This is a genomic window from Paenibacillus soyae (genome assembly GCF_024623455.1).
Classification (GTDB): Bacteria; Bacillota; Bacilli; order Paenibacillales; family Paenibacillaceae; genus Pristimantibacillus; species Pristimantibacillus soyae.
In genome coordinates this window covers 62195-75185 of sequence record NZ_JANIPJ010000006.1, presented here as the reverse complement: position 1 = coordinate 75185, position 12991 = coordinate 62195, and the positions used below count along the sequence as shown (strand labels likewise).

Annotated in this window: 9 protein-coding genes; 7 read left to right on the top strand and 2 right to left on the bottom strand. The window is 51.2% G+C overall.

Annotation, left to right across the window (positions count from 1 at the left end):
- Positions 1 to 5: 5 nt before the first annotated feature.
- On the bottom strand, positions 6 to 935 hold the full coding sequence (locus NQZ67_RS10355; protein ID WP_257445192.1) for an ABC transporter permease: 930 nt from the start codon (positions 933 to 935) through the stop codon (positions 6 to 8).
- Positions 936 to 1166: 231 nt separating this feature from the next.
- Here NQZ67_RS10355 and NQZ67_RS10350 point away from each other — a divergent pair, with 231 nt between their 5' ends.
- From NQZ67_RS10350 to NQZ67_RS10340, 3 genes are all read left to right on the top strand, one after another.
- On the top strand, positions 1167 to 3458 hold the full coding sequence (locus NQZ67_RS10350) for a helix-turn-helix domain-containing protein (RefSeq protein WP_257445191.1): 2292 nt from the start codon (positions 1167 to 1169) through the stop codon (positions 3456 to 3458).
- Between the two features lie 138 nt (positions 3459 to 3596).
- Complete coding sequence (locus tag NQZ67_RS10345; RefSeq protein ID WP_257445190.1) at positions 3597 to 5153, top strand: extracellular solute-binding protein; 1557 nt, start codon at positions 3597 to 3599, stop codon at positions 5151 to 5153.
- Between the two features lie 26 nt (positions 5154 to 5179).
- Positions 5180 to 6679, top strand: coding sequence for an alpha-L-arabinofuranosidase C-terminal domain-containing protein (locus NQZ67_RS10340; RefSeq protein ID WP_257445188.1), 1500 nt, complete (start codon positions 5180 to 5182; stop codon positions 6677 to 6679).
- Between the two features lie 192 nt (positions 6680 to 6871).
- Here NQZ67_RS10340 and NQZ67_RS10335 read toward each other — a convergent pair whose 3' ends face one another.
- Positions 6872 to 7768 (bottom strand): MerR family transcriptional regulator, encoded by an 897-nt coding sequence (locus NQZ67_RS10335; protein ID WP_257445465.1) that lies wholly within the window; start codon positions 7766 to 7768, stop codon positions 6872 to 6874.
- Positions 7769 to 7948: 180 nt separating this feature from the next.
- Here NQZ67_RS10335 and NQZ67_RS10330 point away from each other — a divergent pair, with 180 nt between their 5' ends.
- From NQZ67_RS10330 to NQZ67_RS10315, 4 genes are all read left to right on the top strand, one after another.
- Positions 7949 to 8875, top strand: a complete 927-nt coding sequence (locus NQZ67_RS10330; RefSeq protein WP_306812801.1) for a methyl-accepting chemotaxis protein — start codon at positions 7949 to 7951, stop codon at positions 8873 to 8875.
- 67 nt (positions 8876 to 8942) lie between these two features.
- Entirely contained in the window at positions 8943 to 9938 is a 996-nt protein-coding gene (locus NQZ67_RS10325; RefSeq protein WP_371825286.1) for an EAL domain-containing protein, read from the top strand.
- Between the two features lie 136 nt (positions 9939 to 10074).
- Positions 10075 to 11211 carry a HEAT repeat domain-containing protein gene (locus NQZ67_RS10320; protein ID WP_257445185.1) on the top strand — a complete coding sequence of 379 codons (1137 nt, stop codon included), beginning with the start codon at positions 10075 to 10077 and terminating at the stop codon, positions 11209 to 11211.
- A 167-nt stretch (positions 11212 to 11378) separates the two neighbouring features.
- On the top strand, positions 11379 to 12977 hold the full coding sequence (locus NQZ67_RS10315; protein WP_257445183.1) for a response regulator: 1599 nt from the start codon (positions 11379 to 11381) through the stop codon (positions 12975 to 12977).
- Positions 12978 to 12991: the final 14 nt, after the last annotated feature.

The window sequence follows — 12991 nt, the reverse complement described above, 5'->3', positions numbered from 1 at the left end:
TCGATTTAAAATAGGGAATTATCCGGACTGACTTTGCGCACGATCAAGTTGACCCCGAATACAAGAATGAATCCAACGATGGACTGATAGAGTCCAACGGCCATTGCCTGAGCAGGATTGCCAATCGTTCGCAAAGAACGGAATACATACGTATCGATGACGTCGACTGTCGGATACAGCAAGCCGTTATCCTTGATGATCGCGTAAATCATGTCAAAGCTGCCGTACATGATCTTGCCTAACGCCAGCAAGGACAGAATAGTCACGGTAGGCATGAGCAGCGGCAGCGTGATGTAACGAATCTGCTGGCGGCGGTTGGCGCCATCAATGGTCGCCGCTTCGTACAAGGAATTGTCGATGCCGGCGATAGCCGCCAGATAGATGACGAGCGAGATGCCGACTTCTTTCCACACGTTTACGGAGACGAGAATCGATACCCAATAACGCGGTTCGGAATACCAGTTCTCCTGAGGCAGTCCCAGCCAATCCAAAGTCTGATTAAGCAATCCGTAATTAGAAGCGAAGAAGCTGTAAAGGACATAGCTGACAATGACCCAGGACAGGAAATGGGGAAACAGGATGGTGGATTGCATGATTCTGGAGAAGCGCCGTCCCTTTAATTCGTTAAACAATATGGCAAGCAATAGGGCAGCTGCCGTGCCGACGACAATAAATAGGAAATTCAGACGAATCGTATTGAATGTCACCTGCCAGGCGCGATCCGACATGAAGAAAAATTCGAAGTTATCCAAGCCGATAAACGGCGACTTCCAAATGCCTAGCTTGTAGTTGAACTTCTGGAACGAAATCAGGATGTAAGGAAGCGTCAGGTAGCCGAAAATAAACGTATAGATGACGGCGGGCAAAGCGAGTAAGTAAGCGATGTGGTTTTTCCTTATTTCTTGGAATGTCCTTTTCATTAGACTCAAGTTCATTGGGTAGTCCTCTCCTTCGGATCGATATGAGAAACATGGTCTATTCCTAAACTATCTCAGCGTCTTTTCGGTTTAAACTTTGATTTCCGGCTTCCCCACCACTTTCCCGGTGCTGGACATTTCGTTTTTCTAAATTAACTTCGATTTCCGGGGATTTAGGTATGAAGCGCGCTATTTCCTTGCTACAATGTTGAGACAAATCGTACTGTGCGCATATCGGGGGAGTTTTTGATGCGGATCCGAAATAAACTATTTCTTTATGCAACCTATCGCAAGCTGTTCCTCAGCTATTTTTTGCTGCTCTCCGTCTCGATCGGAGTAGTCTGCGCGGCGCTTTATATGTTCTTTTCGGCCAACTCGGTAAAGGAGGTTGCCGGCGTCTCTCAGTCGATGCTCCGTCAGACGAGCTACGTGTCGAACATCGTCAACCAGCAAGTGTACGAGGTCGGCAACCATCTGCTCAACAATCCCGATATCGTAACGGGCATGTTTAATCCGGAAATCGATTATTTGCAGGAGTATCGCGTCGTACGCGCCTTGACGGACGTGCAGGCAGGTTACCCGTTTCTTACTTTCATTGGCATTTATAATGGCTACACGGAACGTTATATCAATAATAAGGGAGTGAGCCGTCAAGCCGAGGCGGAGCTTCTGGACCAGGCATCCGGTTCCTCTGAAACGGCCTATAGCAGTCTGTATCCGAGAACGTTCGAGAATCCGGTCACGGGAACGAGCGAGCGGGTATTCACCTTCGTGCTCAAGCCCGGCTTCAACTCTTACTTGCCCAAAAAGGGAGCTATCGTCATCAATATCAACGAAAGCTACATCCAGCAGCTTGTTCAGCAAATCCGGAGCAATCGTGCCGACTTTATCGTCATTGCCGACGATGCCGGCTCCATCCTTATGCAAAGCGACAGCGAATCTCCGCTCGTGAACGTCGCCAGCGAGTCCTATCTGAATAGGATGCTAGCTTCGAAATCGACAAGCGGGAGCTACACCGTCAATATTGACCGCGAGAAATATTTGGTCAGCTATGTCAAGTCCGAAGAGCTGAACTGGTCATTCGTTAGCGTGAACCGTTACAAAGATTTGCTGTCGAATCTCGGGCGACTCCGTTCTATCGTGCTGACCATTGCGTTCGCGATGTTCTTAGCGGGAGTCGCTGCCGTAATCTGGCTGACAAACAATATGTACGACCCGCTGGACAAGCTGCTGCGCAAGTTGAATTCTAAGTACGCGGTCCAAGGGTACGAACCGCGCCAGAAGGTGAACGAATATTCTTTGCTCGGCGAAGCGTTTCAGGACATCGCCGATAAAGTTTCCTCCATAAGCCCGGCCTTGCAGATCGCGCAGAAGAGCCATCTGCTGAACTATTTCAAAGGGAGCCAGATCGATCTTGCGAATCGTTACCGAGAGCCGTTAAAGGGCCCTCATTTCTTGGCCATCGTTCTGAAAATCGATCGCTTCGCCGCATTCAGCCATATCCACTCGGAGCAATCGCGGTCGCTCATACGATTCGCCGTCTGTAATATTGGCCAGGAATTGACGGGAATGGAAGCTATCGTTGTCGCTGCAGACGAGATAGGCATACTCGGAAAGCTTGATTCTCCGATTATGCCGAGCGAGCTGCAGGCCAGGCTGCAGGAGGTTCAGCGCCATGTCGAGGAGTACTTCAAAATAACGGTATCCATCGGCATCGGTCCCATCGTAAATACGGACATCGAAATTCGGGATTCCTATGAGAAGGGCAAGGAGGCGCTGCTAAACAGGTTCTTTGCCGGGGCAGGCAGAATCTTCTACGGCGGGGAAGACGAAGAACCGGCATCGGGGATCCGCTACCCATCCTCGATCGAGAAGGTTTTGGTAGAATCGATTCTGGCTTCCCGCGACGACGTCGCCGTGAAAGAAATTGATGCATTGGCGGTCTATGTATCCGAGCTTCCCTACGACCAGGCGTTGGTCTGCCTCAATCAATTGGTTATAACGATGTACAGGAATTTCGTCGTTGTACCCGCCTGTAAGAGCGAAGCTAACGGGTTAATGGAATTGGCTACAAGCTTGACGCTTTACGAGACATTGGAGGAAGTTCTCTCTGAATTGACGAGGATTTGTATGACTATGTCCGAGGCAATCAAAGCCGGCTCGAAAGGCAGACAGGGAGAGATTATCGAAGAAATCAAAGCGTATATCGAACAGAATTATTCGAGGCCGGATCTGTCGCTGGATTTCATCGCCGATCGGGTTCAATTGACGCCGGGCCATCTTGGCAAGCTGTTCAAGGCGCATAGCGGATTGTCCTTCAATGATTACTTGAAAAACACAAGGTTGGAAAAGGCGAAGGATCTGTTGCTGGAGACGGACGACTCGGCCAATACGATCAGCGAACGGATCGGCATCTTTAACACCACTTACTTCTACACCATTTTCAAAAAAAAGTATGGCATATCGCCGGCCCAGTACCGTTCGGAAGCGCTTGCCAGCCGGTTGAAATCGCCTGAAGAGGAAAGCGAGAATCCCGAATAATTGAAATCGCGCCGCGAATCATAGCCGGCAAAAGCCCGGAAATCGAAGCAATCTCCTGATTTCGAAGTTTACGTGCTTTCGGGTGCGGCCCTATTATGGGCATGTGCTTCAAAAAACGATTAAAGGAGAGGGTCTCGCATGATCGAAAAGCTATTTCGTTTCAAACGTCCGCTGACGCTGCTGCTTGGAGCCGTGCTCGTGACGTCCGCGCTTGCGGCATGCTCAAATTCAAGGAACGAGGGCAATTCTTCCGGGGGAAACACGGATCCTTCATCTGCGGCCAGCGCCAATAGCGGCGCCGGCGGAGAGAAGTTGCCCGTTCGTTATGTCATGCCCGGTTCGGCGCCGCAGGATCAGGCTATGGTGGAGGAGGCCATCAATAAACAGCTGGAGCAGGATGGACTTAACCTGAAGTATGAAGCTATCTATATCCCATGGGATGTATGGGATCAGAAGACGAACCTAATGATGTCGACAGGCGAAGAGTTCGAATTGATCCATATTATGCACGACCTGAAGGGACCGAATATTCTTGCAAGCAACGGCGGGATTATCCCCATTGACGATTTGCTCGAGGAACACGGGAGCGAATTGAAGAAATCGCTTCCCGACTGGGTTTGGGATGCAGCCAAGATTCAAGGACAGACGTACTTCGTTCCGGACTTCTGGACCGACACCGCCTATGCCGACGGGATGATTACCATTCGTACCGACCTGCTGAAGCAGAACAATCTGCAGCCTCCAACATCGCCGGAGGAATTGCTTTCGATGTCGGAGACGTTGAAGAATAATTGGCCCGAAGACAACAAGGACGTGTACATTAGAGTGCTGAAGGAAGAGACCCCGGCTTACCTGCACTCGGCGTACGATACGTACCCGTTCGCAGTGTTCCAGGACTTGATCTATGTGGACCAACAAGGCAATGTGAAACCGTGGATCGAGACGGAGGAATTCAAGAAAGACGCACAGTTTTTCCGGGAGGCTTATACCCGGAAGCTCATCAACCCGGATATTCTCACCGTCCCGAAAGAGTTGGAATCGAAGGAAGAATCGAACGGCAGATTCCTTTATCGCGAAGCCGAGGCGCTGATCGGAGACTTGGGGAATAAAATCCAAGGAGCTTCCGTAGACACCTTCTATCTGAATGACAAAGCGAAGTTCCGGTCTTACGGCGTTCGCAATTCCAACGGCGTGTCCGCTACCAGCAACCATCCCGAGGCGGCTATCCAATTTCTGAACTGGCTGTACGGCAAGCAGGAGAACTTCGACCTGGTCATGTATGGCATCAAGGATATCCATTGGAAAGACAATGGGCCGAACAAGATGGAGTTGCTGAAAAAAGACGAGAAAAACGCCCCTGCGTATCAATTGCAATACTGGATGCTGGGGAACATCGAAATGGGCCGCTGGACTCCGGAAACGCATCCGACTTATGTAAGAACCAAGACGACGGTGGAGGAGAACGCGATCAACAGCGTCACGGTAGGCTTTAACTTCGACGCAAGCAAGGTCGGGGTAGAATATTCGAACTGTCTGACCGAGCTTAAGACGAGCATCTATCCGATCAAGCTCGGATTAGTAGATTATGCCGAAGCGTTCCCCGATGCGCTCAAGAGGATGAAGGCTGCAGGGCTTGATAAGGTCGTGGCCGAATATCAACGACAATTCGAGGAGTGGAAGAATAGCAACGCTTAAACGCGACCAAGGAGTGGATTCATCCTATGCAAGCCCGTATCAGCGTAAATGTGACAAAGAAACAAAATGCAATTCATCCTAACATGTACGGACAGTTTATCGAGTTTCTCGGAAGGTGCATTGATCAAGGCATCTATCACCCCGGTTCCCCGTTGTCCGATCATCACGGGTTCCGTCAAGACGTACAAAAGAAAGCAAAAGAACTGAAGCCGCCGATTCTACGCTTCCCCGGCGGTACCATGGTGAAATTGTATCACTGGATGGACGGCGTCGGAGCGGCGAAGGAGCGGAAGCGCCAGAGCAATCGGATATGGGGCGGGGTCATCGACCATGCGTTCGGAACGAACGAGTTCATTCAATATTGCCGGGAAATCGGCGCCGAACCTTTCATCATCGTCAACATGACGACGGGAACGGCGGAAGAGGCCGCCGATTGGGTGGAATATTGCAACGGAACGGACGACACTTACTATGCCAATCTGCGCAGAAGCCACGGCTTCGAGGAGCCGCATAACGTCAAATACTGGGGACTGGGAAACGAGGAAGCGGCGGTCCCTGATATCGGCTTCCTTCATGATCCGAACGAATACATTAAAGCCTCTTGGGAGTTCGCCAAACAGATGAAGCTGGCCGACCGTTCGATCAAGCTCGTGATGGTGGGGGAGAAGCCGGAGTGGAACAAGGCGATTCTGGATGAGCTTCATCCGATATGCGATTATCTATCGCTCCACTATTATGCGCGCTCGGAGAGCGACGACTATGCCAATTTGTTTCATCACGCGGTCCGAATGGAGCGCATGATCGTCGACACCAAGAAGCTTCTTGATCTTTATCCTGTCAAGGTGGAGTCATTCGATCGCTGGTATCGCTTCCCGCCAAGACAACAAGAAATTCAGATCGCGCTTGACGAATGGGGAATTTGGCAGCATCAAAGCTCGAACGATTACGTTGCGGACCTGGAGGCTATATTCAACTGGAAGGAAGCGCTGCTCGTCGCCAGCATGCTGAACGTCCTCCAACGTCAGAGTCATACGGTCACGATGGCGACCTTTGCGCAGCTTGTGAACGTTCTGGCGCCGATCTTCACGAACGAGAACGGTTCGTTCTGCCAAACGATTTATCATCCGCTGCAAATGTATCGGGAGCACTGCGGGAACTGGCTGCTGTCGTGCGAAGCCGAATCCATGATGTTATTAGACGGAGAAGGCCAAGAAACAGAGAGTGCCTGTCTGGATGTATCGGCTACCTATCACGATGAGAATGGAGAGGTCATCGTTGCCGTTGTCAATCGCCATCCCGAACGATCATTGACTGCGACGCTATCTTATATCGGACAGGAGAACTTGCAGATTTTCGAGGCGATTGAGTTAAACTGCCCATCCTGGGAGACGGTTAACGGTTTTGACATCGAGGATCAGGTTGCGCGCGTTACAAAGATAGATGCCCGTTACGACTCGGAGCGGGGATATGTCTTCCCTCCCCATTCAATCACGCTGCTGAAACATCGCTACATCATCAATGATTAATCTCATGGAGCAGAGCCGATTCGATGAGAAATTGCGCTTATTACTTATGAAAAAGGGGCGAGTGTTCGCTCCTTTTTTTGGTCTGCTGCAGGCTGCCCCACGCACCTTTAGGCATACTTCCCCATTTCATCTAGCATAGCTTTCTTCTTTCGAGTTCGACTAATTTGATAGCTTCGATAAGGGTTATTCTCATCATTTTTCCTCTCGATTCCTAATCGTCTTGGTGAACCATTCCTCCCAATCCTCCGGATCAGGCGATAATACATAAGATGCGAGGGGGCCGCCGTCTCGAAGAAACCCTTTGCCTCCGAGCACGAATGTAAGATCCGGCATTTCGGTCCGGCAATATTTAATCCAGCTCTCCATTCCCTTGCCATGATGGAAGTGGGTAACGGATACGGCGATAATTTCTATGTTATTCTCCTTGATCAACGGAATGATTGTAGCCAGCGGAGTATGCGCCCCTAAGTAGATGACATCCATGCCTTTCTTTCGGAGAAACAGCGCAAAGAGCAATAAACCGATATGGTGCAGCTCGCCTTCCGGGCATAAAGCTATCGCTCTCGGGAGCCGGGGATCGACCGGAAGCATCCGGAAAAACTGCATGATTCGTTGAAGAAGCAGCTGCGAGGCAAAATGCTCCTGGGCGACGGTAATACTGCCCGCTTCCCATTCCTCTCCGAGACGGAACAGGATCGGAATGAATACATGATGAAAAACATGCTCGTAGTGGTACATGACCAATAAAGAGTCGATGGTTTCGTGCGCGAAATTCCATTGCAAAGCAATCAGCTTCTCATAAAGCCGGTCCGCGATTTCTTCAGGCGTTCCAAGATGGGGCTTGCCGACATCTCCTGCATGGCTCGATTTTGCTTGAGCCGGAGCTTCCATCTTCATCATTCTTACCGCATCGCCAATTTTGAGCCCGCTGTCCAGCCGCTCTTTGAGCGCACGTAACAGCCTAATATCCGCTTCGCTATACAACCGATGCCCCCCTTCGGTTCGCGAAGGATCGACGACACCATACCGAGTCTCCCACGCTCGCAGCGTAACCGCAGGTATGCCGAGCATTTCTGAAGCTTTTTTCATGCTGTACACGTCTTGTCCACCTCGAATTTAGTTATACATAAATTATACATTATTTCATCTAGGTCTAAATAACAAGTCGATAATTTTAAAAAATGGTTGTAGGTTGGACTCGAATCGTGTATATTCGTCTATAAGTTATACAAAATCTATACATGAATTATACATGAGAAGGGGTACCATATGAGCTTTTCGACCATGACTAGGGAAGTCTCCGCTCACGTATTAAATCGCGAGGCCATCCTTTCGGCTCTTGAAAGTTCGTTAGCCATGATTGAATTCGATACGGATGGCAAGGTGATAGGGGTCAACGAACGCTTCGCGTGCGCGATGGAGTACGAAGCCGGCGAAATGCTGGGATTGATGCACCGACAGTTCTGCACGGAGGAGTTCCGGGCAAGCGATGATTACGAGCTGTTCTGGAGCCAATTGCGCCAAGGGCGCACGTTTCAGCAGAAAATTCAAAGAGTTACCAAACGAAACCGAATCCGTTGGCTAGAGGCGACCTACATGCCGGTAGTTGATGATAATGGCAGAGTCATAGCCGTACTGAAAGCGGCAACCGATATTACGGAACGAGAGGAAGCAATGAGCAAGCTTGCCGAAAGTTTGCGGGACATGGCTACGGGCTTGCTGGAAAGCGCCAATTCAGGCATGGAAGGGAGCAACCGGATGGCCGAATCGATAAGGGAAGCTACCGAAGCCTTTCATGCGAACATGGGACTGCTGCGAAAGCTGGACGAGATGGCGGGCGATGTAAAACGAACCATTGGCGTCATTCGCGACGTCTCCTCGCAAACGAATCTGCTCGCGCTGAACGCGGCCATTGAAGCGGCGCATGCCGGTGAATACGGACGGGGATTCAGCATTGTGGCCGCGGAAATTCGCAAGCTGGCACATCAAGCAGCAGCTGCGGCGGGGGACGTTCAGAGAAGCCTGGAGGAGATGGTGCGACAGGCGGCCGAGATCGGTAATGGAACGAAGACAGCTCAAAAGATCGTATTGGAAAGTCGGCGCCGTTCCGATGAAGCGTTAGGCGAGCTGGCAGGGATGGGTGACGCTGCCCGAACGCTGGAGCGGCAGGCTAAATTACTAACGACAATTTTATAACGGAGTCCGCATTTAAACATAATCGCAACATCAGGAGGAAATTTCCATGCCGTGCCGAGGCTGCATAGTGAATAAGCTGGAATTTGAGGTGAAGATCGAAGAACCGGAGCATTTGCATCGACTGCTTGCGATCTTTAAGCCCTGTAACGAAAGAGCAGCAGAAATCAAAGTATCGGAACACGGCCATCTTATGATGAATGAATCCCTCATGAGAGGTTTCGTCGATTTCTGTACGGATCACTTGAACGGAATCGAAATCCTCTTTCGGACGAGCGGCGAGGATTGGCTGCCGTTGTCGTCTGCCGAAGCGGTGTTTGATGCGAAATGGATCGACGGCGTCATCGCGGAAGAGGCCGTTCGATTCGACTTCCAGCCTATCGTGGATTTGAAGGGGAAAACGTACGGCTATGAATGTCTGGCCAGATTTTGGCGCGAGGATGGTACCCGTGTATCTCCGGCGGAGGCATTCGCGGCGGCTAAGACTAGAGGAAGATTATATGCGCTGGACAGAATGTGCAGGCTGGCCGCCTTACGTATGACTGCGGATATGGATCCGGCATGGAAGGTATTTATAAATTTTATCCCAACCTCTATCTATTCTCCGGAATTTTGCCTGAAATCGACTGTCGATCTGGCCAATCAATTGGGCATATCTCCCGATCGTTTCGTCTTCGAGGTGGTAGAGACGGAATGGGTGGAAGACGTAGAGCATTTGAAACGGGTATTGGCTTATTACCGAGAGAAGGGCTTCGCTTACGCGTTGGACGATGTCGGGGAAGGGTACAGCACGATCGAAATGCTCGCGGATCTGCGTCCGCATTTCATGAAACTGGATATGAAGTACGTAAGAGGCGTGTCCGAAGACAGCCGGAAACAACGGGTTGCGAGTACATTCTTGGAGAAAGCTTTGCAGCTCGGCTCAGTACCTTTGGCGGAGGGCATCGAAACCCGGGAAGAGCTTGAATGGCTTAGGCAGCGAGGCTATCAGCTATTCCAAGGGTACCTATTCGGTAAACCGGGAACGTTCTCCGAAATGCAGCAGAGGGGGGCACGATTAGCTTAACGGTTCCAGCCTCCCTTCGTCGAGTCGATTTCGTCAACCATTCCATTGAGATTCGAACATCCAAAAAATACGACAAGACAGCTTTTAATGGTATAATATAGCTACTTTTCGCTATTTTAAGAGGATGGGTGCGCATATGAGCCAAGATTTGAATGGAATGGGAAGATTTCATCTGCAGAATGATTCATACGGAATCGCTGCCTTTTATTTTCACCGGGCGATCCGGCAACAGCCTTCTACCGGAAGCGCGTGGAACGGCCTTGTGCTTTCATTAGGTTTGATGCGAAGGGAAGCCGACACCCAAACGGTTCTAGCGAGATTCGCGCTCAGCCCGCAGCTCCCCTTCGACAAGCAGCTGGTTCCAAGCGCGTTCATGATGTACAGGAACCATCCGCAGGCAATGGCCGCATGGGCGCGCGCGATGGCAGGTCGCTCGAATGTGAGCGCGGAAGAGCGTCAGGGTTTCACGGCAATGGCGGAGGATATTGACGAACAGTATGGCAAGCTGGTGGCGGAACGCGGGGAAGAAGCGTTGAAACGCGAAGGCATGATGACGCTTGAGGAACTGGCAGCCCGCGTGACCGAATTGGATTTGATCATGCAGGGGCAAGCGGACGCGTTAGTCGCGAGAGCGGAACAATGGTTGAAGGACGAGTCTACGGCGCTGACGGCCATACGAATGTTAAGTCTGTTGCCCGAGCCGAGGAGCGAACGATTATTGCGCCGGACGTGCCGCGACGAGTCGCTTCCCGGGAAGATGAGAACGCACGCGCTGCTTGCGCTGCGTTGGATGGGCGTGCGTGAGAAGGTGCGTCTTCATAAGCTGGGAGAGTCATTCGTAGTGGATCTTAGCGATCCGAAACCGGAGCTGACGATCTCGGTTCCTTCCGCGTACAAGCCAGCCTTGGATCGGATGCATCTCTGGATAGCCAAAGAGCAAGGCATGGTGACGCATGAGGAGTACGAGAGCTTTGCCTCGACGGAGGAGCTGGAGCTGCCGCAACCGCTGGCGGAGAAGGTGAAGGCGGCCGATCTGCCAGGCCATTTGCAGGAAGTTGTTCATACGGTGATCCGAAGCGCTTACGATGAGTATTATCCAGTGGTTCCTTTCATCCGCGAGTATCGCTCTTGGGGCAATGCATTCTTGATTATTATGAAGGAGTACGTAGAAGGCAACGGGATGAAATGGACGTATGGGGAGTTGGAGCAGGATGACACGGCGGCGTTGCACCGTAATTGGCTGCTGAGCGCGGTTTCCGACTTCCAACAATAAATGAATCTTTCCGTAGAGAATGATATTGAAGAATCGATGCGCCGTGCATCGGTTCTTTTTTTGTAATAAAGATGTGCGCGATAATTGGGCGGAACCGAAAAGGTTCTATGTTTTTCATCCCATATACAATAAAATGTGCCTATACGTACCTTAAGAGAAATCGAGGGATGGCGATGTTCAAAGTAATCATTGTAGATGACGAATTGTTAATGCGCATCGGCATACGGTCGATGATTGAATGGGAGGAGCACGGATTTCGGCTCGCCGGTGAAGCGGCTAACGGCAGAGAGGCGCTTGACCTCTCGCTGCGCGTGGGACCGGACTTGATCATCACGGATATTAAGATGCCGATCATGGATGGACTTAGTCTCATACGCGAGGTTTCGAAAGCGCTTAACCATTGCAAATTCGTCATTCTGAGCAACTTCGACGAGATCGGATATGTGAAGGAAGCGTTGCGGCTCGGAGCATCGGATTACATCATTAAGTCCGAAATCACGAAGCATACCCTTACCGATCTGCTGGCTGGTCTCAGAGAGAAGCTGCAGCCGGCGTCCGGTGCCGAGTCCGCTCCATTCCGGCAACCTATGGACTATACGGAGAGCTTGACCCATCTGAAGGAGCGCCTGTTCAAAGATTTGATTAGCGGATTGCTCGACGAAAAGGAAGCGTCGGCGAAGGCGGAGCAGCTGCAAGCGCGCGTCCGCTCGGACCGTCTCGTCCTGGCAAAGCTTCGGATCGATCGATTCGGAGACGTGAAGAAGAAGTATGTGGAGAAGGACGAGAGGCTGCTTCGTTTCTCCGTCCGGAACATTATGGAGGAGATTATTCCAAGCAGCCGGAATACCGAGGTTATCGTGGAGAGCTCCTCGGAATATTTGCTGATTCATAATCCGACGGCCGAAGACGCGCGGGAGGCTCGCAAGGAAATAGGGAAGCTATGCGGCAGCATCGCGAGTACAATGAAGGATTTCATGAACATCTCCATCTCCGCGGGAATCAGCACGGTCGTGTCAGGATTCCGAGAGGTGAAGCAAGCGTATCGGGAGGCGGACCTTGCCTTGAGCGGGCGGTTCTTCAGAGGGATCGGACAGCTTGCCTATTACGAGGATTTGGCAGGTTTGCTCGACAGAGAATCGATCGATACGCAGCTGGAAGGCGAACCGGCACTTGTATTCCGCGACGCGCTCGAGTCGATGCAGGCGGATCGGGTCGTCTCGTTCTTAGACGGCTTTCGGAGGGAGCTGGAGGCGATGCACGTCGATGAGAAATCCATAAGGAAGGCGTATATTCGGCTGGCGGAAATCGTTAATTCGCAGAGCTCGCGATCACGGCAGTCGGAAGACCTGTCATCGCCGTACGAAGACGTGTTAACCGCGGAGACTTGGGACGACATTCATGAAATCGTATCCGAATATGCTTGCCGGACCGTAACGGACGGCCGTCCGAGCGATCAAGCAAGCTATGCGGAGATGGCTGCGGAGCTCATTCATCGGTACTATGCCGAGGACATTTCTCTTCAGAGCGTGGCAGCCCAGATCAATGTGCATCCGTCTTATCTTAGCCGGGTATTCAAGCAGGAGAAGGGCGAAAATTTTATTTCATATTTGACGAGAATTCGAATCGAACGCGCGAAGTCCTTCCTGGAGAGCCGGCATTATAAAATTTACGAAGTGGCGGACAAGGTCGGCTACCACAACTATACGTACTTCAGCAAGCTGTTCAAAAAAATCGTCGGCCTGAGTCCCGAGGAATTCCGCGGATAGACCGACTGGATGGA